Raw genomic sequence first — 24,391 nt, 5'->3', positions numbered from 1 at the left:
CAGAGCAGGAGAAAAGACAGCAGGCTGCCGGGGGTCAGGCGTTGGTATAGCGCTCGGTTTCCGGCATCCAGCGTTCAATCAGCGCCTGCGCCTGTTCAGGATAGTGCTGATGAATATGGCGGGCGACGCGCTGCACTTCCGGGATCATCGCGCCATCGCGTACCAGATCGGCTACCTTGAATTCGGCGTTGCCCGTCTGGCGCGTGCCCAGCAGTTCGCCAGGACCGCGGATTTCCAGATCGCATTGCGCAATCACAAAGCCGTCGTTGCTGTCGCGCAGAACCTGTAAGCGTTTCTGCGCGGTTTTGCTCAGCGGCGCTTTATAAAGCAGCACGCAGTGGGAGGCAACCGAGCCGCGACCAACGCGGCCCCGCAGCTGGTGCAGCTGCGCCAGGCCCAGCCTTTCCGGGTTTTCAATGATCATCAGGCTGGCATTAGGCACATCCACGCCAACTTCAATGACCGTGGTAGCGACCAGCAGGTCAATCTCGCCCTGTTTAAACGCCTGCATCACCGCCTGCTTCTCGGTGGGTTTCATCCTGCCATGCACTAGTCCAACGTGCAGCTCTGGCAGCGCCAGCTTCAGCTCTTCCCAGGTGGCTTCGGCGGCCTGGGCTTCCAGCTGTTCCGACTCTTCAATCAGCGTACAGACCCAGTAGGCCTGGCGACCTTCGCCGCTACAGGCGTTCTGCACGCGGGTAATAATATCGGCGCGCCGCGTATCGGGAATGGCGACGGTAGTGACCGGTGTACGGCCCGGCGGTAGCTCGTCAATGGTGGAGGTTTCCAGATCCGCATAGGCGGTCATCGCCAGCGTACGCGGGATCGGTGTCGCGGTCATAATCAGCTGATGAGGATGAAAACCCTGCTCCTGGCCTTTCTCCCACAGCGCCAGCCGCTGGTGGACGCCAAAGCGGTGCTGCTCGTCAATAATCACCAGCGCCAGGCCGTTAAACTGCACCTGTTCCTGGAAAATGGCGTGGGTGCCGACAATCATCGATACCTGGCCGCTGGCGATGGCATCCTGCTGCGCCAGGCGCGCCTTGCCTTTCTGCTTGCCAGCCAGCCAGCCAACTTCAATCCCCAACGGTGCAAACCACTGGCGGAAGTTATTGGCGTGCTGTTCGGCCAGCAGCTCGGTTGGCGCCATCAGCGCCACCTGTTTGCCCCAGGCGATAACGTTCAGGGCAGTCAGCGCGGCCACCAGCGTTTTGCCCGATCCTACGTCACCCTGCACCAGGCGCATCATGGGATAGCTTTGTGCCAGATCCTGCTCTATTTCCTGCACGACGCGCGCCTGGGCGTTAGTCGGCTTAAACGGCAAGGCAGCCAGCAGCCTGTCGCTCAGCGCATGGCGAGCCGGCATAGCTAAAGCACGATAGCGCTGCGCGCCGGCGCGCACGGCCAGCATACTGAGATTGTGCGCCAGCAGCTCTTCCATAATCAGGCGTCGCTGGGCGGGATGCCTGCCGTTTTCCAGATCCACCAGCGCCATGTCGGGCGGCGGCCTGTGCAGCATCCGCAGCGCATCCGGCAGGCTGATCATGCCCTGGCTCAGCTCCTGCGGCAGAAGTTCGGCGACAGGACAGGTATCCAGCAACTTCAGCGCCTGATCGGTCAAGTTGCGCAGCGTCGCCTGGCGGATCCCTTCGGTCGTGGAGTAGACCGGCGTCAGCGTTTCCTGTAGCTCCACCACGCTGTTATCGCCCTGAACGCGATACTCAGGATGGATGATTTCGGCCCCGCGCTGGCCGCGCTTTATTTCGCCATAGGCGGTTACGCGCCGGCCGGGCGCCAGGCTGTTTTTCATGCCGGCGTTAAAGTTGAAAAAGCGCAGCGTCAGGATGCCGGTGCCGTCGCTGATTTGACAGGTCAGCATGCGGCGGCGGCCAAAGGAGATATCGCTTTGCAGCACTTCGCCCTCTACCGTGGCGTAGATGTTAGGCAGGAGGTCGTTAATAGCGTAAAGCTGGGTGCGGTCTTCGTAACGAAGCGGCAGATGCAGCAGCAGATCCTGCACGGTGGTCAGCCCGAGCTTCGCCAGTTTGCCAGCCTGGCTGGCACCAACGCCGGCAAGCGTGCTGAGCGGGATGGCGTCCATCAGGCGGCCCGTCATTTTTTACGTACCGATGCCTGCATGGTGGCCCACCAGTCGGGATCGGCAATCACCTCGCCCGTCTCGCTAATTTGCGGATAAGGTAAGCCTTTATGTTTGGCGACCCTGGCCAGAACGGGATAGCCGCCTTCAAACAACAGGCGCTGCTGTTCGCTATAGGAAAGCAGGCTCTCCTGACGCTGATACATGCCTGCATTCTGGCGCTGGCGCTGCGCTTCATAGAGGATCAGTGCCGAAGCCACGGAAACGTTCAGCGACTGCACCATGCCGACCATCGGAATAACGATCTCCTGGTCAGCCAGTTCAAGCGCCTGTTGGGTGATGCCGGTTTTTTCCTGACCCATCAACACGCAGGTCGGGCGGGTGTAATCGATTTCGCGGAAATCTACTGCTTTATCAGAAAGATGCGTAGCCAGGATCTGCATTCCCTGGCCTTTAAGATGCGTGACCGCATCGGCAATAGTGGGATGCGTTTTTACCTGCACCCAGCTGTTGCTTCCGGCGGCGGCAGAGGCCATGGTACGCATCCGGCTGCCCGGCCAGACCGCATGGACTTCATGCACGCCAACCGCATCCGCCGTGCGGATCACCGCAGAGACGTTATGCGGTTTGTGCACCAGCTCCATGCAGACGGTTAAATCGTGCTGGCGGGCAGCCAGCATTTCACGGATACGGGCAAAACGTTGAGCATTCATGCGCTAGTTTCGGTTGCGGTGAACTTTGATCACGTCAGGCATTACGCGGATTTTGCGCATAATATTCGCCAGATGAACGCGATCGCGTGCCGTCAGACGGATAAAGGCGCTGTAAACCCGGCCATCTTTCTCTTCCGTGTTCAGGCTCTGGATATTTGATCCGGCGGTGTTGATGGCCGCCGTCAGGTTTGCCAGCGCGCCCTGGTGGTTAAACATATCCACCTTGATCTCCGCCACGAACTCCTGCTCGGTAACCTTATCCCACTCTACCGCCATAAACTTCTCTGGCTCTTTCTGGTAGCCGCGAATATTACGGCAGGATTCGTGGTGCACTACCAGGCCTTTGCCGGGGCTGACATGCGCCACGATAGGATCGCCGGGAATAGGGCGGCAGCACTTGGCAAAGGTGATCAGCACGCCGTCGGCGCCTTTGATTGGCAGCTTGCCGCGCGATGGCGTACTGGAAACCACCGGTGCAGGCTGGTCGCTCTGCTGCAGGTTTTTCGCCACGACCACGCTCATGGCGTTGCCCAGGCCAATCTCTGCCAGCAGATCGTCCAGCGTCGCCAGCTTCATGCGTTCCAGCTCGTGCTGAATGCTCTCCGGCGAAATCTCGGCCAGCTTGCGGCTGCCGCCCAGCGCATGATTCAGCAGACGACGGCCAAGGCTGACCGAGTCGTCGCGCTTGAGGTTTTTCAACAGCTGACGGATTTTGGCGCGCGCTTTGGAGCTGACCACGAAGTTCAGCCAGGCGGCGTTAGGCCGTGCGCCCGGTGCCGTAATGATTTCAACGGTCTGACCGCTGGTCAGCGGCTGGGAAAGCGGGTAGGGCTGGCGATCGACACGCGCGCCCACGCAGGCATGACCGATATCGGTGTGCACCGCATAGGCGAAGTCAACCGGCGTCGCGCCCGCAGGCAGTTCGACGATGCGGCCTTCCGGCGTGAAAACGTAAATCTCGTCCGGGAAAAGATCCGATTTTACGCTTTCGATAAATTCAAAGGAGCTGCCCGCGCTCTGCTGCAGCTCCAGCAGGCTTTGCAACCAACGCTGGGCGCGGATTTGCGCGGTGGTACTGCTTTCGCCCTGCTCTTTATAGGCCCAGTGCGCCGCGACGCCCATCTCTGCCATCTGATCCATATCTTCCGTACGGATCTGCACTTCAACCGGTACGCCATGCGGGCCGATCATCGAAGTGTGCAGCGACTGATAGCCGTTGGCCTTGGGGATAGCGATGTAGTCTTTCACCCGGCCCGGACGAGGCTTATAGAGGCTGTGCATCTGGCCCAGCACCCGGTAACAGGTGTCCACGTCGTGAACGATGACCCTGAAGGCATAGATATCCATAATGGAATGGAAGCGCTGCTCTTTCAGGTGCATTTTGCAGTAGATGGAATAGAGGTGTTTTTCCCTGCCGCTGACGCGACACGGAATGCCGGCTTCCTGCAGACGACCGTCAATTTCCGCAAGGATTTTCTGGATCATCTCTTTGCGGTTGCCGCGCGCCGCTTTCACTACCTCTTTGATAACGCGGTAGCGGTTGGGATAGAGCGCCTCGAAACCCAGCTCTTCCAGCTCGGTTTTCAGGTGATGAATACCCAGGCGATGCGCCAGCGGACTGTAGATCTCCAGTGTTTCCAGCGCGATACGTCGACGCTTATCCGGACGCAGCGATCCCAGCGTGCGCATGTTGTGCGTGCGGTCAGCCAGCTTGATCAGAATGACGCGGATATCCTGCACCATCGCCATGATCATTTTGCGAAAGTTTTCGGCCTGCGCCTCTTTCTTATCGCGAAATTTCAGCTTGTCTAGCTTGGAAACCCCTTCCACCAGTTCAGCCACGTTTTTACCGAACAGCTGTTCCATATCCTGATAGGTGGCGGGAGTATCCTCGATGACATCATGCAGAAGCGCGGCCATGAGCGTTTCATGGTCGAGCTTCATCTCCGCCAGAATACAGGCGACAGCAACCGGATGGGTAATATAAGGCTCACCGCTGGAGCGAGTCTGTCCCTCGTGAGCATCACGTGCGACAAGGTAAGCTTGCTTGAGGCGCTTTATCTGGTCCTCAGGCAAGTATTTTTCAATCAGTTGATTGAGACTTTCAAACAGATACAAGGGCGAGCCTTCCGGCTGATGATTAACGACGACCTTCAGCGATAGCGGTAACAGCCTGCAGTTCTGCGGCTTCCTGCTCCTGCTGTTCCTGACGATCACGGACATCCAGAATCTGGTTGGTGATCAGACCTTCTTCGATCTCGCGCAGCGCGATAACGGTAGACTTGTCGTTTTCTTCCGGAACCAGCGGATCTTTACCGCCAACCTGCATCTGGCGAGCGCGACGAGCGGCGACCAGAACCAGGTCAAAACGGTTACCAATTTTTTCTACTGCGTCCTGTACGGTTACGCGTGCCATAAGTGTGATACTCCACGGTTGACGAAATGACTGGGCATCATACTGAGTTGTCCTCAGTCTGCCAACAGTTTGCTGATTAAAGCATCATGACGGGATTTTTGACGGCCCATTCGCAGACGCTCGGCGCGAATAATGGTTTTCAGATCGGACAGCGCCAGATCGAAATCATCATTCACAATAAGGTAGTCGTACTCCGCATAGTGGCTCATTTCCGCGACGGCCTGCGCCATACGCCGGGCAATGACCTCTTCGCTGTCCTGACCGCGACCGCGCAGGCGGCGATCCAGCTCGTCTTTTGACGGCGGTAAAACAAAAATGCTGCGTGCCTGCGGCATTTTCTGACGGATTTGCTGCGCGCCCTGCCAGTCAATATCTAAAAAGACATCCACGCCGGTTGAGAGCACCTGCTCAATCGCCCTACGTGACGTGCCGTAATAGTTGCCGAAGACTTCGGCGTGCTCCAGAAAGGCATCTTCTTCGATCATACGACGAAATTCGTCATGGTTTACAAAATAATAGTGTTCGCCGTGATTTTCACCCGGACGCACGCCCCTGGTGGTATGGGAGATGGACACCTGAGTGTCATACAGCGGTTGCGTCTTTAGCAGCGCGTTAATCAGGCTGGATTTACCCGCGCCGCTTGGTGCTGAAACAATAAAAAGTGTGCCTTGAGCCATGATGATTTCTTGCTATGCCAGTCGGAGTTTACTTCCTGCACAGTATACACGGGTGAAGGCCAGGATGCAGCGTTTCGGCTGTTCTGCCGCGTTTTTTCTCTAAAACTGGAAGATGGCTCGCGGTACTGATGACAGGTTTCATGCTAGAGAAAAAACTTTTCGATACGTTTTCCATAAGCGAACTTACGCTATCGCCATGTTCTGATTTTGCCGATTTAATAAGCGAAGCAGAGCAACAAGGGAGTGTGGAGATGCGAAGCATAGTAATAATGTTCGGGCTGGGAGGGTGCGCCATTGCACAGGCTTTTTGCCCCGTCTGGTCGCCCGCCCGGGCAGAACTGGAGATGACGGCGCTGGAAAAACAGCTGAGCGACTGGGATCGGGCCTACTATGAGCAGGGCATCAGCCTGGTAGAGGATGAACGCTATGATGCCTTAGAGAAAACGTATCACGACTGGCAGCGCTGCTTCCGGCCCGAAAGCGAGTCTCGTTCGCCGGCGCTGGCGAAAAGCGGCAAGGTACGGCATCCGGTAGCGCATGTTGGCGTCAAAAAGCTGCCGGACAGGCGGGCGGTGGTGCGCTGGATGGTGGGAAAGCAACCGCTGTGGGTGCAGCCAAAACTGGACGGCATTGCCGTGACGCTCTGGTACCGGCATGGGAAACTTGTGCGGGTAATCAGTCGCGGCGACGGGCTGCGAGGAGAAGACTGGACGGAAAAAGCACGCCATATACCCGCTATTCCGCAGCAGATAACGCTGGATGACGATCCCCTGGTTTTGCAGGGCGAACTTTATCTGAAGATGACCGATCACCAGCAGGCCAGCCAGGGCGGCGTTAATGCCCGCGCCGTCGTGGCTGGCGCAATGCGGCGTAATGAGAGCTCGCCGCTATTGGCACAGCTGGGCATGTTTATCTGGGCGTGGCCGGACGGCCCGGAAAAAATGCCGCAGCGCTTACAGCAGTTAAGCAAGGCGGGCTTCAGCATTATGGAAGCCTGGAGCAAGCCTGTTGCCAACGCTGATGAAGTCGCCGACTGGCGCGAACGTTGGTTTCATCAGCCTCTGCCCTTTGTTACGGATGGCGTGGTGATCCACGGTACGCCAGTAAAGGGCGCTTACTGGCTACCCGGCGATAATACCTGGTCAGCAGCCTGGAAATATACGCCGCTGAAAGTGAGCGCAGAGGTTCGCTCAGTCGATTTTCCTATCGGGCGGACGGGAAAAACAGGCGCGGTACTAAATCTGTTACCCGTACAGCTGGATGATAAAAAAGTCAGCCGGGTCAATATTGGCTCGCTTAAACGCTGGCAGGCGCTGGATATCGTGCCGGGCGACAGGGTCGCCATTAGCCTGGCGGGTCAGGGCATCCCCAGGCTTGACGAGGTCATCTGGCGGGTACAAAAACGGGACAGGCCTCCCGTACCGGATGCTGATGCTTTTCATGCTCTGAGCTGTTTTGACTATACGCCTGCCTGTCGCGAGCAGTTTCTGGCCCGCCTTGTCTGGGCAAGCGGCACACAGGCGCTGGCGATGACCGGCGTCAGCCGCAGCAGCTGGCAGCGCCTGATGCAGGCCGGGCAGCTGACCCATCTCTTTTCCTGGCTTGCGCTGACTCAGGAAGATCTGCGGAAAATTGCTGACCTCACGCCCGCCCGCGCAGACTGGCTTTACCACCAATTCTCGCTAAGCCGACGGCAGCCCTTCAGGCGCTGGGTAAAAGCCCTGGGCGTTCCTGTACCGGAAGGTGCCCTGAACGCTATTGAAGATAACGACTGGTCAACGCTACTGGCCCGACGGGAAGAGGCATGGCAGCAGCTACCAGGCATAGGTAAAACGCTGGCCGGGCAAATCGTGCGTTTTCTGCATCACCCTCAGGTGCAGCAGCTGATTGCTTATGCAGACGAGGCAAGGCGATGAACCTTTTAGTGATCGGCATGAGGATAGTTAAATACCGGCAGCCCCAGCCGGAAGCGCAACGCCAGCAGGCGCGCCAGAAAGCCAAACAGCAGCGTGATGATGATGGCCAATTCGTCGGATACCGGCGTTTTCAACAGCAGGATATAGAGCCAGCCGGAAGCAAAAGCGATACCGGCATAAAGCTCCTTCTGGAAAACCAGCGGGATACGGTTGCAGAACATATCGCGCAGCACGCCGCCGAAGACGCCGGTAATCACCGCACTAATAGCCGCAATAATCGAGGCATGGCCCATATCCAGCGCCACTTTGGTGCCGATGATAGAGAAAACGGCCAGGCCCAGCGCGTCCAGCACCAGGAAGACCTTGCGCAAATGCGGCATCAGCGGCGCCAGCTGGGTGGTAATAACGGCAGCCATCGCCACAATGACGATGTATTCGGGGTGTTTTACCCAGCCAAGCGGGTAGTGCCCAAGCAGCATATCGCGCACGGATCCGCCGCCAATGGCGGTAACGGAAGCGATAATAATTACGCCAAACATATCCATTTTACGGCGGCCAGCCGCCAGCGCGCCGGTCATGGCCTCTGCGGTGATCCCAATCAGATAAAAAACAGTAAGTAGCATAACCCGCTCCTGAGCAATCGGCGGCAAGCCTGCAGGATCCCAGACAGGTTGACGAGTGAATTTTTCTAAAAGCCGTTAAGTAAATGAGTTTACCTAATCTGAAAATAAAGTAACCGTGCGCGTCTCCAGGACAACGTTTTATTTTGTTTAAGTTTTTTTGAATCCGCTATTCAGCAATGGGCTTAGCCACCTGACATAGCATGATTAAAAAACTGCACGGCTGGATCCTGAAGTCGGGCAGGCTACCACAAGGACGAGAAAAATGATGGCAGGTGAAATTTTCCGACTGTTGGCAAAAGGGATCCATCCGGAAACAGGCGAGCTGTTGCCGCCAGCTTCTGTTGTGCATACACCCGATGCTATAAGGCTGTTGTTTGCTCTGGCTGAAGAGTTCAGCGGTGTGAATTTCAGTTCTGTAAAACGGCAAGAAAAAGTGAAGCTGACGCCAGAAGAGCGTCGGGAAAAGAATCGAGCGGAAGGGCGGCCTGGCAATGCTTATCTTCCCTGGTCTGAAGAGCAAAAACAGGAGTTGATAGCGCTTTTCCGGCAGGGCCATTCCGTCAGCGAGCTGGCTGGCCTGTGTGAGCGTTCGCCGCGTTCAATCGCCATGCAGTTAGAAAAGCAGGCGCTTATCACGGCGGAACAAGCTGCGGCCTTTAGCTGAAGACTGCGCAGCCTGTACGGCGATCGTTGCCGCAGGTTAAAACCGGATCAGTTTTTCTTTACGAATTCTGATTTCAGCTTCATCGGGCCAAAGCCGTCAATTTTACAGTCGATATTATGATCGCCTTCCACCAGGCGAATGCTTTTTACCCTGGTGCCGATCTTAAGAGGCGTCGAGCTGCCTTTGACCTTGAGGTCTTTGATAACTGTCACGCTGTCGCCGTCAGCCAGCAGATTGCCGTTGGCATCTTTAACTACCAGCGCCTCTGTGGCTTCTGTGTTGCCAGACCAGACGTGGCCGCATTCGGGACAGTTAAACAGGTCGCCATCCTGCCAGCTGTATTCGGAGTGGCATTCAGGGCAGGGAGGAAGAGTTTGCATAAAAACCTTAAAATTATCCGCAGGAAAAGAAGGGGGATTTTAGCCTGGTGCCGCCTGTAAAACTATTCATCTTTGACGATATGCGCCAGGCACAGGGTTCATGCACTCACCAGTGATAAAAGTGTACGGCAGACAATAACTGTTTATGCATTGGGTCAATCATCTTACCAACCAGTTGGCTGTACGGCTCATAAAGAGCAAATTTGCGGGATAGCGATCGGGCTCACTCATGTTTTCTTCGCATGGTTGGGGACAATACGGAGGGAGCGGAAGATTTTATTGTTATCTCTACGCGAGTGGAGCCGTTCTAATCTGATTTGTTTTTTACCATCTTACCACTGTCGTTTATACGATATGTTCCGCTATCTACAATGAAATAAAGGCCGGTATTCCTGCTATTGTTAACCATAATGAGCGAATCTTTATCAATACAATTTACTGGCGGTTTCATATCATTAAAACAGAGTCGGTCATACCCATCGGTTTCTTTATATCCATCACCAAAATCCCAAAAAATGACGGTGAAAAAACCATCCCGGGCCGGCCTTGGGATGTTATACCTGTTCTTGAGGATTTCCTTGTTTTTCAACCACCAATTAATTTTCCCTTGTTCAGTTAGAGGGAAATTCTTTACTAAAACATCGCTATAGTTATGTCTTTGGTGAACAGCTATGATCTTCACAGGACGTAACGACAACAAGAGGAGGTAAACCAGCAGGGTGCAACTAATAAGTAATGACGCACAAAACGCTTTTTTAATTTTAGATTTCATTGCGCTCACCTGTAATCTCTACAGTAGCTTCCATATTGGTCATGAATGGCCTGAAGCCAAACTGGTTGTATCGCTGGAGCACGAACCAGATACGGAAAAAATGGAACTGACTAAATTTTGTTTTCAAAATATCATCGCTATTCAAACCAAAATGGTCCTGTACCTTGTAATGTACCACTGTCCGGTAGCGATCATTATCAATATGCAGTGATTTTATAGTGATATGTGTAGCCCAGGTATCATGAACGGTAATGCCCATACCATTGTAATTATCCTGGAATCTGTCGAACTTTGGTAACTTACTACTTAGTATTGCATCTCTTAGTCTGTCCTTGTTTTCAACTGGAAAATTTTTTCTTTCCCAGTCTATACCTGTGCTAAATGCTTTTGATAACAAAATGCGTGTGCTTTTTTCCTCGGAAACATCTCTAATTATCTGTTCTTTCAATGCCCTGTTCAGCGCTGCATCCCGGAAAGTGGCACCCTTTTCGTTCTGCATGTGGTCGATCATCTTTTCAATCAGATGGCTGTATGGGCCATAAAGGGAAAATGTGCGTGATAGCGATCGGAGCTCCCCAAACAGGATAATGGCGCACTGCTGGCGAGTAATTTTCTCACCGGCTCCGCGCAGATTGCAGCAGAACATGGACTGAGGGCGATCCAGTGAGGAACGTCGGGTTAACGTATAAGGATCGACCCGATCGGAAATATAATTCAGACGGTATTGGGATTTCAGCTCTGCTTCGGAAAGGTCACCACAGCGCATATCGTCGGCGTTGTAGTCGTCCATGCGTTTCCGAGACTTGAAAAAGGTACAGGGGAACTCCAGGGCTGGCATGTTTTCGCCTCCTTGCGTGCAATAATCCATGAGTACGTTCAGATAAAGCCAAATTATACGCCGCTGACGCGGCCTGTATAATATTAGATGCCCGGCAGACAAAAATTAGGAATATGGCCCGATTTTAGCGTCTTTTTCTGCATTGGGTGGCACCAGATGAGGACATCCTAGGGTACGTTCCGTATGGCTGGTGTAAGCCCTGGAAAAAACGATGATTTTAGTACTGTCTCAACCTGCGAGGACGGACTTACTCTTTTTTAAGTTTGATTATTTCACCCTCTTTTTTCATCCGATATTCGCCATCATTTAATGTAAATATAGTGCCTCTGTTCCTGCTGGAACTGATTGAAAATACCCTGTCCTTTTCAATACAATTTACAGGCGGGTTCATATCATTAAAGCAAAGCCTGTCATTTTTACCTTCTTCTTTATAACCCTCACCAAATAACCAGAATGTCACATAAAAATGACCATCACTGTCAGGTTCAGGAATGCCATGTTTATCTTTTAACATACCTTTGTTTTTTAACCATCAGTTAATCTTTCCTTTATCCGTTGGCGGAAAAATGGTGACCAGAACATCACTGAAACCACTACTTCTGTGGTGAACGGCTATGATCTCCATGGGGCGCCCCTCAAGCCGTTCTCCTGCCTTAATCCATGCCTGCATCTGAATATCTGTCAGCTTTGCCATAGTGTTGCATTAACATTGAATAGTGCTTTGTACCCAAGCTGGAGCGAGGAAAGTACTTTGGGTACAAAGAAAATGCGCGATGTTATGCAACAGCATGAAAATAATAAAGCCCGCAATTAGCGGGCTTTATTGGTTTTCTGCTACTGAGTGCGACTGTATGCAACTTTACTCAATATTCTGGATCTGTTCACGCATCTGCTCAATCAGCACCTTCAGCTCAATAGCCGAAGTGGTAACCTCTGCATTGATTGATTTAGACGCCAGCGTATTCGATTCGCGGTTAAATTCCTGCATCATAAAGTCGAGGCGGCGGCCCACCGCTTCTTTCTTTTTCAGGATGTTATAGGTTTCTTTAACATGCGCTTCCAGACGATCCAACTCTTCCGCCACGTCCACGCGCTGCGCCAGCATAATCAGTTCCTGCTCAACCCGATTACTGTCCAGCTGAACCTGAGCCTCTTCCAGTTTGGTAACCAGACGTTCGCGCTGCCATTTCAACACGTCCGGCATCTGCGCACGTACTTTAGTCACTTCAGTACTGACGCCTTCCAGCCGTTGTTCAATCAATGATTTTAACGCGGCGCCTTCCGTTTCACGGGCGGCGATAAAGTCGTCCAGAGCGCTGTCCAGCGCGCTCAGCAACTCTGCGGAAATGGCATCCAAATCCTGTTCTTCTGCTGACATGACGCCAGGCCAGCGCAAAATATCGACCGGATTGATTTCGCCCTCGTCGCTCTGCATTTTGACCCAGTTGGCGGCTTTAACCAGCTGGATAGCCAGTTTTTCATTCAGCACCAGAGAGCTCTGCGCGCGCGCGTCTGCGTCAAAACGCAGATTACACTCGATTTTACCGCGGGTCAGTCGGTTGCGAATACGTTCGCGGATCACCGGCTCCAGGCCGCGAAACTGCTCGGGCAGACGAATATAGGTTTCTAAATAGCGCTGGTTTACGGAACGAAGCTCCCAGGCTGCGCTGCCCCATTCGCCTTTGGTTTCACGCCGGGCGTAGGCGGTCATACTGCGGATCATTATGCGTACCCGTTTTCAGAATAAGTTCAGGTGATTATAGCGGTGCCGGCCTTGCCTTAACAGGCATCTGGTCAAACTCTGACAAATCAATGGGATTGAGGCGGCGCTTACTATCGCGCCAGCTGCACAGAAACCGCGTTACCAGCAGGCTGTCATAGGCATTCGGCTGTGAAATCCGTATAATGCGCAGCCAATCACGATTTTCAAGCCGGAGAAAAACCATGCGTCCAGCAGGCCGTAATGCCCATCAGGTGCGTCCCGTCACCCTGACTCGCCACTACACCAAACATGCGGAAGGCTCCGTTCTGGTTGAATTCGGTGAAACCAAAGTCCTTTGCACCGCCACCATTGAGGAAGGCGTGCCGCGCTTTCTGAAAGGACAGGGCCAGGGCTGGGTAACCGCAGAATATGGCATGCTGCCACGCGCTACCCATAGCCGTAACGCTCGCGAAGCGGCCAAAGGCAAGCAGGGCGGCCGCACGCTGGAAATTCAGCGTCTGATTGCCCGTTCCCTGCGAGCAGCGCTGGATCTGAAAGCGCTGGGCGAATTCACCATCACGCTGGACTGCGACGTCCTGCAGGCGGATGGCGGCACGCGTACCGCTTCTATTACCGGCGCCTGCGTAGCGCTGGCAGATGCGCTTAATCATCTGGTCGCTATCGGCAAGCTGAAAGCCAACCCAATGAAGGGGATGGTCGCCGCCGTGTCTGTCGGCATCGTCAACGGCGAAGCGTTATGCGATCTGGAATATGTCGAAGATTCCGCTGCGGAAACCGACATGAACGTAGTCATGACCGAAGATGGCCGCATGATTGAAGTGCAGGGCACGGCAGAAGGCGAGCCGTTCAGCCATGACGAGCTGCTGACGCTGCTGTCGCTGGCTCGCGGCGGTATTGATACGCTGATTCAGGCGCAGAAAGCGGCGCTACAAGACTGATTTCCCCAGGCGACCAGAGAGTCGCCTTTTTTAATGATTGAGGAGCGAGACATGAAAGCCTGGCAGCGCCAATTTATCGAATTTGCTATTAATAAGCAGGTCCTGAAATTTGGAGAGTTCACGCTGAAATCCGGACGTAAAAGCCCCTATTTCTTTAACGCGGGCTTGTTTAACACGGGCCGTGACCTGGCGCTGTTAGGCCGTTTCTATGCGCAGGCGCTGGTGGATTCCGCTATCGATTTCGATCTGGTGTTCGGCCCGGCCTATAAAGGCATTCCTATCGCTACTACCACCGCCGTTGCGCTGGCCGATCACCACGACCGCGATGTGCCTTACTGCTTCAACCGTAAGGAAGCGAAGGACCACGGCGAAGGCGGAACGCTGGTCGGCAGCCCGTTACAGGGCCGTATTATGCTGGTAGATGACGTTATTACCGCCGGTACCGCTATTCGCGAATCGATGGAGATTATCTCGGCGAATAAGGCGACCCTGGCCGGCGTGCTGATTTCGCTGGATCGTCAGGAGCGAGGCCGCGGACAGGCGTCGGCTATTCAGGAAGTGGAGCGCGATTACGGCTGCAAGGTTATTGCCATCATCACGCTGAACGATCTGATTAGCTACCTGGAAGAGAAACCGGAGCTGGCCGATCATCTGGCCGCCGTCCGGGCCTACCGCAAAGAGTACGGTATCTGACGAATGCGGGCCGCGAGTTGCGGCCCTTTCATTTCACACCGGCTGGAAGGCCAACTGCGGCCTTCTCGATTCAGATCAGCTGGCAGGCCAACCGCGGCCTTCCCGATTCAGACCGGCTGACAGGCCAACCGCGGCCTTCCCGATTCAGATCAGCTGGCAGGCCAACTGTGGCCTTCCCGATTCAGACCGGCTGACAGGCCAACTGCGGCCTTCCCGATTCAGACCAGCTGACAGGCCAGCAGCGGCCAGCGCGTTTCAAATTCCACCGTCGGGCGATAGCGGAAGTCGGAACGCACAAAGCGCGACAGCAAACCCTCACAGAAAGCCAGCAGCTGCGAGGCCAGCAGCGCCTCCTCCGTCTGGAATCCTTCGCCGGTACGCATTTTCTGCTCGCGCAGCACCTGCTTCAGCTGCACCTCAATCCGTTCGAACAGCTGGTTAATTCTGCTTTGCAGGCGGTCCTGCTCGAACATCAACGCATGGCCGGTCAGAATACGTGATAAGCCCGGATTACGCTCACCAAAGCCCAGGATCAGCTGGATAATCAGCCGTAAACGCGGCAGCGTCTCTTTTTCATCCTGCAAGATTAGATTGATGCGCGTAATCAGGCTGTCTTCAATAAACTCAATCAGGCTGTCAAACATGCGGGTTTTGCTGGGAAAGTGCCGGTAAAGCGCAGCTTCAGAAACCCCCACGCTTGCCGCCAGTTTGGCGGTAGTGATCCGCTGGCTACCATCGCTGGATTCCAGCATCTGCGCCAGCGCCTGCAGTATTTCTTCGCGACGATTCCTTTTCGCACTTTTTTTCTCTGCCATGTCCTGAAAGACCCCTGAAATATCACCATGTACGGGCAAGCGCCCACGCAACATCCGTGAGCCATCACGCTCACGGTGGAAATAAGGACGGGTACTCTGGTCGGTCGTTACTGACGACCCGAGTGGCCGAAGCCGCCTTCGCCGCGCACGCTGGCGTCGAAGTCATTAACCAGATTGAATTCAGCCTGAACGACCGGTACAAACACCATTTGCGCGATACGCTCGCCTGGCTCAATGCTGAACGTCTCCTGGCTGCGGTTCCAGACGGAAACCATCAGCTGTCCCTGATAATCGGAGTCGATTAGCCCGACCAGGTTGCCCAGCACCACGCCATGCTTATGGCCGAGGCCGGAGCGCGGCAGGATAACGGCCGCCAGCTGCGGGTCGCCAATATGGATAGCCAGGCCGGTCGGTACCAGCGTGGTCGCGCCCGGCGCCAGCTGTACCGCCTCGTCCAGGCAGGCGCGCAGATCGAGACCAGCGGAGCCGGAAGTGGCATAGGCGGGCAGAGGGAAAGTGGTGCCCACGCGCGGGTCTAAAATCTTAACGTCGATTTTTTTCTTCATAACGGCTGACTATCTCGTCCAGTAATTGTTGGCCCAGGAGCTGCTTATCGCCGAGCGGTAAGGCTTTATTCCCTTCCTGCCAGAAAAGATGCAGGGCATTGGTATCGCTGTTGAAACCGTGCCCGGCTTTTGAAACATCGTTGGCGCAAATCAGATCCAGATTCTTCCGAATCCTTTTTTGCCGGGCGTATTCTTCCACATTCCGGGTTTCCGCTGCAAACCCCACCACGTACGGGCGATTTTGCTGCATGGCCGCGACGCCCGCGACGATATCCGGATTCTTAATCATCTTCAGCAGGATTTCGTCGCCCTGCTTTTTGATTTTCTCGCTGGAGACTTCCGCAGCGCGGTAGTCGCCGACGGCAGCGGCCGCGATAAAAATCTGCTGTTCGGCGGCGCTGGCCATCACCGCCTGCTGCATTTCCAGCGCGCTTATCACGTCGATACGTTTGACGCCCGGCGGCGTGGCTAAGGCGACCGGCCCGGCGACCAGCGTCACGTTAGCGCCCCGTTTTGCGGCGGCGGCAGCCACGGCGAAGCCCATTTTACCCGAGCTGTGGTTGCTAATGAACCGGACTGGATCAAGCGATTCGCGGGTTGGGCCAGCGGTTACCATCACATTAAGGTGCGTTAAATCGTGCTGCGGCGTCGCCCAGCGGACGGCTTCGTCCACAATAGTCAGCGGATCTAACATTCGGCCCGGCCCGACGTCGCCGCAGGCCTGGCTGCCGCTGTCCGGCCCCCAAATCATCAGGCCGCGCGCCTGCAAAACCTGAAGATTATGCTGCGTGGCGGCGGCACGATACATCTGCTGGTTCATGGCGGGAACGACGGCAACAGGCGCCGCCGTCGCCAGGCAAATCGTGGTAACCAAATCGTTAGCCATGCCTGCGGCGACGCGAGCGATAAGATCGGCCGTGGCGGGTGCCAGGATCACCAGGTCAGCCCATTTTCCCAGTTCGATATGCCCCATCGCCGCTTCCGCCGCCGGATCGAGCAGGTCGTCGCTGACCGGATGACCCGATACGGCCTGTAGACTCAGCGGCGTGATAAATGCTTTGGCTGCGGCAGTCAGCACGACGCGCACTTCCGCCCCGCGATCGCGCAGGCGTCTTACCAGCTCAGGCGCCTTGTAGGCAGCGATACCGCCGCTTACGCCCAGCACAATACGTTTACCGGTTAATGTCATAGTTTCTGCTCCATTGAGCCAGCAGGGCGCCCGCGCGCCGGAATTCCGCCATTTTATCATAATCCCTGCCTGCTGACTTTTAGCACAACGACCGTACTGTAAAGCAGCCCGGCAGACGGAAAAATGCATGGAAAACTACTGTATATAATGCCATGATTTAGCCAGCTACGGAAGGAGAAAGCGGATGAAGAAGCCATGGAAAAAAATGCCACCGCGCGAAAAGCTGGTGGCAGGCGGGGCCGGCACGTTAACGGATACGGAACTGCTGGCGATTTTTTTACGTACCGGCGCGCGCGGTGTCCACGTAATGACGCTGGCGCAACAGCTGCTGGAGGAGTTCGGTTCGCTGCACCGGCTGATGACGGCGGACAAAGACGCGTTTTTACGGGTGAAAGGCGTAGGCGTGGCGAAGTATGCCCAGCTGAATGCCATTGCCGAACTGGGCAGGCGTTTTTTCACCTGTGCGGATTCGGTAAAACAGGCCATGCAAAGCCCGGGCGATATGGTGAATTTCCTGCACAGCAAGCTGGCGCATCGTGAACGGGAAATATTTATGGTGGTTTTTTTTGATAATCAGCATCGGGTCATTCACACCAGTGAAATGTTTGCGGGCACGATAGCCAGCGTAGAGGTGCATCCGCGTGAAATCGTGCGTGAAGCGCTGAAGCAAAACGCGGCGGCGATTATCCTGGCGCATAACCATCCCTCGGGCATTTCGGCGCCCAGCATGGCAGATCGCGATGTGACTCAACAGGTTAACGACTGCTGCAAGCTGTTTAACATCCGCGTGCTTGACCATATTGTTATCGGTCAGGGCGAATATGTTTCCTTTGCGGAAAAAGGCTGGCTGTAATGCGGAAAAAAGCGGCAAACCGTGTTTTTTCCCACGTAGCGGCGGTGCTTTTTCCGTTCAAATGCGGCAATTTTGCGCGATCCAAAGGGATCTTTATCTGTTCGGGACTTGAGCACCAGCGTTGCAGGGCGTATACTACGCCACCTTTGAGAATCTCGGGTTTGGCATTTGGGCCTGCTCAGCGGGTTCACATAGAACTCGCCTGGATGGGCTAAGAGCCTGACGAGGCGGCCAAGACCTTATTTTTAAAGCTCGAGCTTATTTGATTTTTGGAGAATTGACATGTCACGAGTCTGCCAGGTAACTGGAAAGCGTCCGGTGACGGGTAACAACCGTTCCCACGCAATGAACGCGACGAAACGCCGTTTCCTGCCGAACCTGCACTCTCACCGTTTCTGGGTTGAGAGCGAAAAGCGCTTCGTTACACTGCGCGTATCTGCCAAAGGCATGCGCGTAATTGATAAAAAGGGTATTGAGACGGTTCTGGCCGATCTGCGTACCCGCGGTGAGAAGTACTAAGGTAAGGAACTGAAACATGGCTAAAGGTATTCGTGAGAAGATCAAGCTGGTTTCTTCTGCTGGTACAGGTCACTTCTATACCACCACGAAGAACAAGCGTACTAAGCCGGAAAAACTGGAACTGAAGAAATTCGATCCTGTTGTCCGCCAGCACGTGATCTACAAAGAAGCTAAAATCAAGTAATTGACTTTAGCGACTGAAAAACCCTGCCTCGGCGGGGTTTTTTCTTTTGTGCGCCTGAAAACATTTGCACGTCTGAAAACATCTGTACGCCTGAAAACATCTGCGGGAGGTTTGTATGCCGGAATTACCAGAGGTTGAAACCAGCCGACGCGGTATCGAACCGCACCTTGTCGGCGCCACCATTCTGCACGCCGTGGTGCGCAACGGCCGGTTGCGCTGGCCGGTCTCGCATGAAATCCACAGCCTCAGCGACCAGCCGGTACTCAGCGTACAGCGCCGCGCCAAATATCTGCTGTTGGAGCTGCCTGAAGGCTGGATCATCATCCATCTTGGCATGTCCGGCAGTCTACGCGTGTTGTCAGAAGAAGCACCGCCGGCGAAGCATGACCATGTGGATTTGGTGATGAGCAACGGCAAAGTGCTGCGCTATACCGATCCTCGCCGCTTTGGCGCCTGGCTGTGGAGCAGCGATCTGGCCGCCAGTAACGTACTGGCCCATCTTGGCCCGGAGCCGCTGAGTGAAGCTTTTAACGCGGATTACCTGTTTGAGAAGTCGCGCAGCAGGCGTACGCCGGTCAAGCCCTGGCTGATGGACAACAAGCTGGTGGTGGGCGTTGGCAACATTTACGCCAGCGAATCGCTGTTTGCCGCCGGGATCCATCCCGATCGACCGGCAATGGCGTTGACCAGAGAAGAAGTGGTTCTGCTGACGGAAACGATCAAGGCCGTGCTGCTGCGATCGATTGAGCAGGGCGGCACCACGCTGCGTGATTTCCTGCAGTCGGACGGCAAACCGGGCTATTTCGCGCAGGAGCTACAGGTCTATGGCCGTGCTGGCGAACCCTGCCGCGTTTGCGCTACGCCGATCGTAGGCGCCAAACACGCGCAGCGCAGCACCTTCTATTGCCCGACCTGTCAGAAATAATCAGGCGGAGAGCTTTGCCAGCAGCGCGCTGTGCACCGACGGCGGCAGGAAAGCGCTGACGTCGCCGTGATGGCGCGCCACCTCTTTGACCAGCGTGGAAGAGATAAACGAATATTTTTCTGAAGGCATCAGAAACACGCTTTCCAGCTCCGCCAGCAGGTGCCGATTCATATGCGCCAGCTGCATTTCGTATTCAAAATCGGACACCGCCCGCAGGCCGCGCACCAGGACGTTGGCCTGCTGATCCCGCGCGAAGTTCGCCATCAGATCGCTGAATCCTACCACTTCCACATTCGGCAAGTGTGCGACCACCTGTTGCGCCAGCACCACGCGTTCATCCAGCGAGAACATCGGCTTTTTACTGGGGCTGGCGGCAATAGCCAGGACGATATGGTCAAACATTAACGCGGCGCGCGTGACGATATCCAGATGACCGTTGGTCATGGGATCGAAAGTGCCGGGATAGATCGCTTTTGTGCTCATAGGCCGCCTTTGCCGGAAGCGTGGGAAGAGTGGTTCAGCGCCCAGAGCGCCGTGTATTTATTGAAGGTGTACTGCGCGTTAACCACGGCAAGCAGCCAGCCCTGTTTGCCATCCAGAAAACCGGCGCGCAGCACCAGCGTTTTCAGGAAGGCGCCCAGCGTATGGGCGAAAATTGAAAACAGGCCGCACTTTTTCCCCTGGTGGTGACGCTGCTTCGCCCAGGCTTCGGCATAGGCGAACTGCTTCCACTGAAACGCAGAGAAATCGCGGCAGGTCAGATGCAGCAGATCGCCCTTCAGCGCCACCACCTGCGCCCCTCTGGCTTCCAGCGATTCATGCACCTGATGATCGTTATAGCCGTATTCACGTGGATAGAGACGAGTCACGCGGTCAGGATACCAGCCGCTGTGGCGCATAAAACGCCCCAGAAACAGATTGCGGCGGCCCAGGCTATAAACCGTGGCGGGCGCGGCAGGCTGTTGCAGCACGGATTCGATAGCGGCGCGCAGCTGCGGCGTCACGCGCTCGTCGCTGTCGATCATCAAAATCATCGGATGCGTGGCATAGCTTTGCGCCAGCTGGCGCTGTTTGCCGTAGCCGTGCCATTCGCGGGAGTGAAACACTTTGGCGCCGTGGCGGGCGGCGATTTGCGGCGTGCCGTCGCTGCTGCCGGAGTCCAGCAGCACAATCTCGTCGGCCCAGTTCACGGACTCCAGACATTCCGGCAGCAGCTCGGCTGCGTCTTTAGCGATCAGCACGACCGACAGAAGCTGACGTGAAGGCATTTAGTGATTCCGCTGTGGCAGATAGGGTTCAAGTAACTGTAGCAGACGCTGTAGCGCGCCCTGATTCTGGTGCAGTACCTCTACCGCATGGCGGCCGTAGTAAAGACGATAGTCTTCGTCGGTCAGCAGCGTGCCGATCTCTTTATCCAGCGAGTCGGCATCGGTTACGGCGATCAGGCCGTCCGCCTGCTGAAGTTTTGCACAGATATCTTTGAAGTTAAACGTATGCGGCCCCATCAGCACGGGGATAGCATGTGCGGCGGCCTCGAGCGGATTATGCCCGCCGCGCTCCACCAGGCTGCCGCCGACGAAAGCCAGATCGGCGATGCCGTAGAGCAGCATCAGTTCGCCCATCGTATCGCCAATCACCACCTGGGTGCCGCTGGAAGGGATCTCGCCGCTGCTGCGTAGCGTGTAGCTGAAGCCGGCCTTTTGCGTCATGTCGCGAGCCGTGTCGAAACGTTCCGGATGGCGCGGTACCAGGATGAGCAGCAAAGAAGGAAAACGCGCCAGGAGCTTGCGGTGCGCTTCCAGAATAATGCTTTCCTCGCCTTCGTGCGTGCTGGTGGCTATCCATACCGGACGACGCGGCGCCCACTGCCGACGCAGCGTGACCGCGCGGGCGGCCAGCTCGGGCGTTACGGAAATATCGAACTTCAGGCTGCCGGTCACCGCCAGCTGGGAACGCTTCAGGCCAAGCGCCACAAAGCGTTCGCCGTCTTCCTCGTTCTGCGCCGCGATCAGCGTAATCTTTTGCAGCAGACGCTGCATAAATTTACCGAGCTTGCCGTACCCTTTCGCCGAACGCTCCGACAGGCGGGCGTTCGCGATGACCAGCGGGATTTTTCGGGCGTGAAGCTGCGCGATCATATTCGGCCACAGCTCGGTTTCCATAATGATGACCAGCCGCGGGCTGACATTATCCAGAAAACGGTTCATCGAGCCGGGCAGATCGTAAGGCAGATAGACGTGATGAACATCTTTACCGAAGGCGGAAGCCGCTCGTTCCGAACCGGTCGGCGTCATGGTCGTCACGGTAATCGGCATCGTGGGATAACGGTGGCGCAGCGCCCTGACCAGCGGCACGGCGGCCAGCGTCTCGCCGACAGAAACGGAGTGCAGGAGTATACCGTCCGGCTTGACCTTGCCTTTACAGTAGCCGTAGCGTTCGGCCCAGCGCTTCCGGTAGGCGGGCGCTTTTCTGCCGCGTAACCAGAGCCGGAGCCAAATCAGCGGCTGAATAAGATAGAGCAGGACGGAATAAATTGTTGTCATCACAGTGTTTACGAATTACGGAGTGACTCGCGTCAGAAAGTGCCGGAAAAGAGAAACATTACCGCATGTTAGCAGATAAGTCGCGCATGCTCACACCTTCTTCTCAGGCCTGTCGCAACACTTGTTGATATAGCGCATGAAGCTGCCCTGCCAGGCGCTGCGGCGAGCAGGGGAGAACGCGCTCCCGGGCCGCATCGCCCATGCGCGCATCAACGCTTCTGAGCGGGATGGCCTGCGCGGCGGCGCTCAGTGCCACAATATCCAGCGCGTCGCAAACGTAGCCCTGCTCGCCGTTAACGATAAACTCTGCGCCGCCGCAGGTGTCGCTGGTGATGACCGGCAGACCGCAGGCCATCGCTTCCAGGATCACGTTAGGGAAAGGATCGTAAAGCGTGGGCAGGATCAGCGCGTCGGCCGCATGGTAATAAGGGATCACGTTGTGCTGCACGCCGACAAAGTGGACGCGTTTTTCGCAGCCCAGCGCGCGGGCGTGGCTAAGATAGCGGGCCTGCTGTTTATCCTGACCCACCACCAGCAGGTGCGCTTCGGTAGCGGCCAGGGCGCTGATGGAGGCCCTTAATCCTTTGCGCTCGAAACCGGAACCGACGTAAATAAACACTTTGGCTTCGTCAGGCAGACGCAACGACGCGCGCGCCTGCTGGCGCTCGGCCGGCGTGGCAGGCTGAAAGCGCTGCGCGTCAATCGCGTTGTAGATCACCGCGAACTTCTCTTCCGGCACCTGAAAACAGCGCATGATATCGTTTTTTACCATCAGCGAATTACAGATGATTTTTTTCAGCGCAGGTGAGCGGAACATCTCTTCTTCCGCCGCCATCACATAGCGATGATAAGGGCTTAAATCGGCCAGCAGCTTTTGCACGGGCGAAACGATGCGCGCTCTTTGCGCCAGCCAGACGCGATGCACGCCGTCGCCGGCGCGAAAAATATCGCAGCCCGCAATGCGCTCGTGGCTTTGTACGATATCAAACTTCTCTCGCTGCCAGCATGCACGCGCCGCCAGCGCAAAGCCGCGCTCGCGCGAGATGCGTCCCCATTTTTTCGGGTTACAGATATGCAGGTGCCATTCCGGTTTCGGCTCGCCCTGCCAGCTGCGGGTGATGATGTTCAGATCCAGACTGTCATCGTCCAGCGCCTCCAGCGCCCGCGAAATAAACCGCTCCGCGCCGCCGTCCGGGCGATATTTTTGCCGCACTATAGCCAGTCGTACTTTACTCATCCAGATAGTTCCTTGCGGCTTTGACCACGTCATCAAGTGGGATGGCAGAAAGATAACGGGTCTCGGTCCTGGTATTAATGCTGTCCGGCGAAGGGAGAGGCGCATAGTCGCCGGCCCAGATCACCTGATTATTGTCGCCCCAGGGACGCCACTGCTTAAGCTTGGTCGGGCCAAACAGCGCGATACACGGCGTATCCAGCGCGGCGGCCATATGCATCGGCGCGGAATCGACGCCGATAAACAGGCGGGCATGATCGATCAGCGAAGCCAGCTGCGGCAGCGACAGCTTTCCGGCCAGCGAAATCGCTTTGCCGGGACACAGCGAGAGAATATGGTCGATCATCGCCAGCTCTTTTTTGTCCGGCGCGGCGGTCAGCACGATATCGATCTGCTCAGAGGCCAGCGCGGCGATCAGCCCGGCCACTTTGTCATCTTCCCAGCATTTAAAAATCCAGCGCGAGGTAGGCTGGATAACGATATAGGGACGCGTAACCTTGCTTTGCGCCAGCACGGTTTGCGTATGTGACCAGTCGCTTTCGCTGTAGTGCATCGCTGCCGGGAAACCGGAAAAGGGAATATTCAGCGGCTGTAGCGCGGCCAGGTTTTGCTCAACGGTATGCAGCTGGCTGTGGTTGCTGGTGGACACGAGGTGCGTATGCGCCCGTTGCCAGAAGGCGTTGCGACGCTTGTTGTAAGCGAACCCAATCCGAACCGGCGCGCCGGAAAGGGCGGTGATAATCGCGCTGCGCCACTGATCGGCCAGGTTGATGACCAGATCGTAGCCTTCCTGGCGGATCGCCTTAAGCAGCGCGGCTTCATGGCGCAAATGCGCCAGCGTTCCCTCGTTTTTCCATTTGCGATCGATAAAGCGCAGCTGACGAATATGCGGATGCGCCTGCAGCATCGGCAGCGTCTCTTTATAGAGCAGCACGTCGACGGCGGCCTGCGGATAGCGCTGGCGCAGCGCCTCAATAACCGGCGTGGTAAGCAGCATATCGCCATGGTGACGCAGCTTGATCAGCAAAATCTTTCGCGGCGCAAAGGAGGCGGGAATCGACGAAGAAGTGGCCATACTCATGGGATCTCAAAATAAAGTGGACCGATTGTAA

General features: G+C 55.8%; 26 protein-coding genes and 1 pseudogene. 8 read left to right on the top strand and 19 right to left on the bottom strand.

The genetic code is table 11. The annotated features are described in order from the left end of the window. Positions 1-34 precede the first annotated feature (34 nt). Genes recG through gmk form a run of 5 tightly spaced genes read right to left on the bottom strand, consistent with a single transcriptional unit; the run spans position 35 to position 5,904 of the window. Positions 35-2,116 carry an ATP-dependent DNA helicase RecG gene (gene recG / locus AB3U87_RS17955; RefSeq protein ID WP_253456961.1) on the bottom strand — a complete coding sequence of 694 codons (2,082 nt, stop codon included), beginning with the start codon at positions 2,114-2,116 and terminating at the stop codon, positions 35-37. Continuing rightward, positions 2,113-2,811 (bottom strand): tRNA (guanosine(18)-2'-O)-methyltransferase TrmH, encoded by a 699-nt coding sequence (gene trmH / locus AB3U87_RS17950; RefSeq protein WP_301253383.1) that lies wholly within the window; start codon positions 2,809-2,811, stop codon positions 2,113-2,115. Before trmH ends, recG begins: the two co-directional genes overlap by 4 nt. Positions 2,812-2,814: 3 nt before the next feature. Next, on the bottom strand, positions 2,815-4,929 hold the full coding sequence (spoT, locus tag AB3U87_RS17945) for a bifunctional GTP diphosphokinase/guanosine-3',5'-bis pyrophosphate 3'-pyrophosphohydrolase (protein WP_125290632.1): 2,115 nt from the start codon (positions 4,927-4,929) through the stop codon (positions 2,815-2,817). A 22-nt stretch (positions 4,930-4,951) separates the two neighbouring features. Beyond that, a complete protein-coding gene (gene rpoZ, locus AB3U87_RS17940; protein ID WP_016191359.1) occupies positions 4,952-5,227 on the bottom strand; it encodes a DNA-directed RNA polymerase subunit omega in 276 nt (91 codons plus the stop codon). Between the two features lie 53 nt (positions 5,228-5,280). Then, the gene (gene gmk / locus AB3U87_RS17935) at positions 5,281-5,904 is read right to left on the bottom strand and encodes a guanylate kinase (RefSeq protein ID WP_125290631.1); all 624 of its coding nucleotides are present in this window, start codon (positions 5,902-5,904) and stop codon (positions 5,281-5,283) included. 251 nt (positions 5,905-6,155) lie between these two features. On the opposite strand from gmk, the gene ligB reads away from it, so the two are divergent. Next, positions 6,156-7,820: an NAD-dependent DNA ligase LigB gene (gene ligB, locus AB3U87_RS17930; protein ID WP_301730988.1), complete on the top strand. Its 1,665-nt coding sequence runs from the start codon at positions 6,156-6,158 to the stop codon at positions 7,818-7,820. A 5-nt stretch (positions 7,821-7,825) separates the two neighbouring features. On the opposite strand, the gene AB3U87_RS17925 is transcribed toward ligB, so the two are convergent. Continuing rightward, a complete protein-coding gene (locus AB3U87_RS17925; RefSeq protein ID WP_125290629.1) occupies positions 7,826-8,443 on the bottom strand; it encodes a trimeric intracellular cation channel family protein in 618 nt (205 codons plus the stop codon). A 262-nt stretch (positions 8,444-8,705) separates the two neighbouring features. Between AB3U87_RS17925 and AB3U87_RS17920 the strand changes: the two genes are divergently transcribed. Next, positions 8,706-9,107: a hypothetical protein gene (locus AB3U87_RS17920; RefSeq protein ID WP_301730987.1), complete on the top strand. Its 402-nt coding sequence runs from the start codon at positions 8,706-8,708 to the stop codon at positions 9,105-9,107. 47 nt (positions 9,108-9,154) lie between these two features. On the opposite strand, the gene AB3U87_RS17915 is transcribed toward AB3U87_RS17920, so the two are convergent. The 5 genes and pseudogenes from AB3U87_RS17915 to AB3U87_RS17895 form a co-directional block, all read right to left on the bottom strand. Beyond that, positions 9,155-9,487 (bottom strand): zinc ribbon domain-containing protein YjdM, encoded by a 333-nt coding sequence (locus tag AB3U87_RS17915; RefSeq protein ID WP_253456977.1) that lies wholly within the window; start codon positions 9,485-9,487, stop codon positions 9,155-9,157. Positions 9,488-9,794: 307 nt separating this feature from the next. Then, positions 9,795-10,259, bottom strand: coding sequence for a DUF943 family protein (locus AB3U87_RS17910; protein ID WP_301253387.1), 465 nt, complete (start codon positions 10,257-10,259; stop codon positions 9,795-9,797). Further along, positions 10,249-11,097, bottom strand: a complete 849-nt coding sequence (locus tag AB3U87_RS17905; RefSeq protein ID WP_301253388.1) for a YPO3983 family protein — start codon at positions 11,095-11,097, stop codon at positions 10,249-10,251. The genes AB3U87_RS17910 and AB3U87_RS17905 overlap by 11 nt, the downstream gene beginning before the upstream one ends. A 247-nt stretch (positions 11,098-11,344) precedes the next feature. Then, a pseudogene (locus AB3U87_RS17900) lies at positions 11,345-11,722 on the bottom strand (DUF943 family protein). 234 nt (positions 11,723-11,956) lie between these two features. Then, positions 11,957-12,820 (bottom strand): YicC/YloC family endoribonuclease, encoded by an 864-nt coding sequence (locus AB3U87_RS17895; RefSeq protein WP_301253389.1) that lies wholly within the window; start codon positions 12,818-12,820, stop codon positions 11,957-11,959. A 221-nt stretch (positions 12,821-13,041) separates the two neighbouring features. Between AB3U87_RS17895 and rph the strand changes: the two genes are divergently transcribed. Both rph and pyrE read left to right on the top strand, forming a co-directional pair. Next, on the top strand, positions 13,042-13,758 hold the full coding sequence (gene rph, locus AB3U87_RS17890) for a ribonuclease PH (RefSeq protein ID WP_125290623.1): 717 nt from the start codon (positions 13,042-13,044) through the stop codon (positions 13,756-13,758). A 51-nt stretch (positions 13,759-13,809) separates the two neighbouring features. Further along, on the top strand, positions 13,810-14,451 hold the full coding sequence (gene pyrE / locus AB3U87_RS17885; RefSeq protein ID WP_253456988.1) for an orotate phosphoribosyltransferase: 642 nt from the start codon (positions 13,810-13,812) through the stop codon (positions 14,449-14,451). A 218-nt stretch (positions 14,452-14,669) separates the two neighbouring features. Here the strand turns inward: pyrE and slmA are convergent, their stop codons facing one another. From slmA to coaBC, 3 genes are all read right to left on the bottom strand, one after another. After that, positions 14,670-15,266, bottom strand: a complete 597-nt coding sequence (gene slmA, locus AB3U87_RS17880) for a nucleoid occlusion factor SlmA (protein WP_253456991.1) — start codon at positions 15,264-15,266, stop codon at positions 14,670-14,672. 107 nt (positions 15,267-15,373) lie between these two features. Continuing rightward, positions 15,374-15,832: a dUTP diphosphatase gene (gene dut / locus AB3U87_RS17875; RefSeq protein WP_253456994.1), complete on the bottom strand. Its 459-nt coding sequence runs from the start codon at positions 15,830-15,832 to the stop codon at positions 15,374-15,376. After that, complete coding sequence (gene coaBC / locus AB3U87_RS17870; RefSeq protein WP_301730984.1) at positions 15,810-17,021, bottom strand: bifunctional phosphopantothenoylcysteine decarboxylase/phosphopantothenate--cysteine ligase CoaBC; 1,212 nt, start codon at positions 17,019-17,021, stop codon at positions 15,810-15,812. The genes dut and coaBC overlap by 23 nt, the downstream gene beginning before the upstream one ends. A 184-nt stretch (positions 17,022-17,205) precedes the next feature. Here coaBC and radC point away from each other — a divergent pair, with 184 nt between their 5' ends. The 4 genes from radC to mutM all read left to right on the top strand — a co-directional run bounded on the left by radC (position 17,206) and on the right by mutM (position 19,502). Continuing rightward, positions 17,206-17,874, top strand: coding sequence for a RadC family protein (radC, locus tag AB3U87_RS17865; RefSeq protein WP_253456999.1), 669 nt, complete (start codon positions 17,206-17,208; stop codon positions 17,872-17,874). A 282-nt stretch (positions 17,875-18,156) separates the two neighbouring features. After that, positions 18,157-18,393, top strand: a complete 237-nt coding sequence (gene rpmB, locus AB3U87_RS17860; protein WP_004154798.1) for a 50S ribosomal protein L28 — start codon at positions 18,157-18,159, stop codon at positions 18,391-18,393. Between the two features lie 16 nt (positions 18,394-18,409). Further along, on the top strand, positions 18,410-18,577 hold the full coding sequence (gene rpmG / locus AB3U87_RS17855; protein ID WP_001051798.1) for a 50S ribosomal protein L33: 168 nt from the start codon (positions 18,410-18,412) through the stop codon (positions 18,575-18,577). A 115-nt stretch (positions 18,578-18,692) separates the two neighbouring features. After that, positions 18,693-19,502 (top strand): bifunctional DNA-formamidopyrimidine glycosylase/DNA-(apurinic or apyrimidinic site) lyase, encoded by an 810-nt coding sequence (gene mutM / locus AB3U87_RS17850; protein ID WP_301730983.1) that lies wholly within the window; start codon positions 18,693-18,695, stop codon positions 19,500-19,502. On the opposite strand, the gene coaD is transcribed toward mutM, so the two are convergent. The 5 genes from coaD to rfaQ all read right to left on the bottom strand — a co-directional run bounded on the left by coaD (position 19,503) and on the right by rfaQ (position 24,354). Then, entirely contained in the window at positions 19,503-19,985 is a 483-nt protein-coding gene (gene coaD, locus AB3U87_RS17845) for a pantetheine-phosphate adenylyltransferase (protein ID WP_301730982.1), read from the bottom strand. It lies immediately after the preceding gene. Beyond that, complete coding sequence (locus AB3U87_RS17840) at positions 19,982-20,770, bottom strand: glycosyltransferase family 2 protein (protein WP_253457005.1); 789 nt, start codon at positions 20,768-20,770, stop codon at positions 19,982-19,984. The genes coaD and AB3U87_RS17840 overlap by 4 nt, the downstream gene beginning before the upstream one ends. Further along, positions 20,771-22,045 (bottom strand): lipid IV(A) 3-deoxy-D-manno-octulosonic acid transferase, encoded by a 1,275-nt coding sequence (gene waaA / locus AB3U87_RS17835; RefSeq protein ID WP_253457007.1) that lies wholly within the window; start codon positions 22,043-22,045, stop codon positions 20,771-20,773. Between the two features lie 103 nt (positions 22,046-22,148). Beyond that, entirely contained in the window at positions 22,149-23,282 is a 1,134-nt protein-coding gene (locus AB3U87_RS17830) for a glycosyltransferase family 4 protein (protein WP_301730979.1), read from the bottom strand. Next, on the bottom strand, positions 23,275-24,354 hold the full coding sequence (rfaQ, locus tag AB3U87_RS17825; RefSeq protein WP_253461179.1) for a putative lipopolysaccharide heptosyltransferase III: 1,080 nt from the start codon (positions 24,352-24,354) through the stop codon (positions 23,275-23,277). Before rfaQ ends, AB3U87_RS17830 begins: the two co-directional genes overlap by 8 nt. Positions 24,355-24,391 lie beyond the last annotated feature (37 nt).

This window comes from Erwinia plantamica (assembly GCF_043420595.1).
GTDB lineage: Bacteria > Pseudomonadota > Gammaproteobacteria > Enterobacterales > Enterobacteriaceae > Erwinia > Erwinia aeris.
Note: the sequence above shows the minus strand (reverse complement) of the source record. Positions and strands in the feature narration are given on the sequence as shown.

Bases quoted from the DNA above. Each gene is read 5' to 3' on its own strand.
- recG (WP_253456961.1), bottom strand. From the start codon at position 2,116: ATGACGGGCCGCCTGATGGACGCCATCCCGCTCAGCACGCTTGCCGGC.
- AB3U87_RS17915 (WP_253456977.1), bottom strand. From the start codon at position 9,487: ATGCAAACTCTTCCTCCCTGCCCTGAATGCCACTCCGAATACAGCTGG.
- AB3U87_RS17920 (WP_301730987.1), top strand. From the start codon at position 8,706: ATGATGGCAGGTGAAATTTTCCGACTGTTGGCAAAAGGGATCCATCCG.
- rpmG (WP_001051798.1), top strand. From the start codon at position 18,410: ATGGCTAAAGGTATTCGTGAGAAGATCAAGCTGGTTTCTTCTGCTGGT.
- rph (WP_125290623.1), top strand. From the start codon at position 13,042: ATGCGTCCAGCAGGCCGTAATGCCCATCAGGTGCGTCCCGTCACCCTG.
- slmA (WP_253456991.1), bottom strand. From the start codon at position 15,266: ATGGCAGAGAAAAAAAGTGCGAAAAGGAATCGTCGCGAAGAAATACTG.
- AB3U87_RS17905 (WP_301253388.1), bottom strand. From the start codon at position 11,097: ATGCCAGCCCTGGAGTTCCCCTGTACCTTTTTCAAGTCTCGGAAACGC.
- coaBC (WP_301730984.1), bottom strand. From the start codon at position 17,021: ATGACATTAACCGGTAAACGTATTGTGCTGGGCGTAAGCGGCGGTATC.
- mutM (WP_301730983.1), top strand. From the start codon at position 18,693: ATGCCGGAATTACCAGAGGTTGAAACCAGCCGACGCGGTATCGAACCG.
- AB3U87_RS17830 (WP_301730979.1), bottom strand. From the start codon at position 23,282: ATGAGTAAAGTACGACTGGCTATAGTGCGGCAAAAATATCGCCCGGAC.
- trmH (WP_301253383.1), bottom strand. From the start codon at position 2,811: ATGAATGCTCAACGTTTTGCCCGTATCCGTGAAATGCTGGCTGCCCGC.
- rfaQ (WP_253461179.1), bottom strand. From the start codon at position 24,354: ATGGCCACTTCTTCGTCGATTCCCGCCTCCTTTGCGCCGCGAAAGATT.
- gmk (WP_125290631.1), bottom strand. From the start codon at position 5,904: ATGGCTCAAGGCACACTTTTTATTGTTTCAGCACCAAGCGGCGCGGGT.
- AB3U87_RS17840 (WP_253457005.1), bottom strand. From the start codon at position 20,770: ATGCCTTCACGTCAGCTTCTGTCGGTCGTGCTGATCGCTAAAGACGCA.
- pyrE (WP_253456988.1), top strand. From the start codon at position 13,810: ATGAAAGCCTGGCAGCGCCAATTTATCGAATTTGCTATTAATAAGCAG.
- AB3U87_RS17895 (WP_301253389.1), bottom strand. From the start codon at position 12,820: ATGATCCGCAGTATGACCGCCTACGCCCGGCGTGAAACCAAAGGCGAA.
- AB3U87_RS17925 (WP_125290629.1), bottom strand. From the start codon at position 8,443: ATGCTACTTACTGTTTTTTATCTGATTGGGATCACCGCAGAGGCCATG.
- rpmB (WP_004154798.1), top strand. From the start codon at position 18,157: ATGTCACGAGTCTGCCAGGTAACTGGAAAGCGTCCGGTGACGGGTAAC.
- ligB (WP_301730988.1), top strand. From the start codon at position 6,156: ATGCGAAGCATAGTAATAATGTTCGGGCTGGGAGGGTGCGCCATTGCA.
- waaA (WP_253457007.1), bottom strand. From the start codon at position 22,045: ATGACAACAATTTATTCCGTCCTGCTCTATCTTATTCAGCCGCTGATT.
- dut (WP_253456994.1), bottom strand. From the start codon at position 15,832: ATGAAGAAAAAAATCGACGTTAAGATTTTAGACCCGCGCGTGGGCACC.
- radC (WP_253456999.1), top strand. From the start codon at position 17,206: ATGAAGAAGCCATGGAAAAAAATGCCACCGCGCGAAAAGCTGGTGGCA.
- rpoZ (WP_016191359.1), bottom strand. From the start codon at position 5,227: ATGGCACGCGTAACCGTACAGGACGCAGTAGAAAAAATTGGTAACCGT.
- coaD (WP_301730982.1), bottom strand. From the start codon at position 19,985: ATGAGCACAAAAGCGATCTATCCCGGCACTTTCGATCCCATGACCAAC.
- AB3U87_RS17910 (WP_301253387.1), bottom strand. From the start codon at position 10,259: ATGAAATCTAAAATTAAAAAAGCGTTTTGTGCGTCATTACTTATTAGT.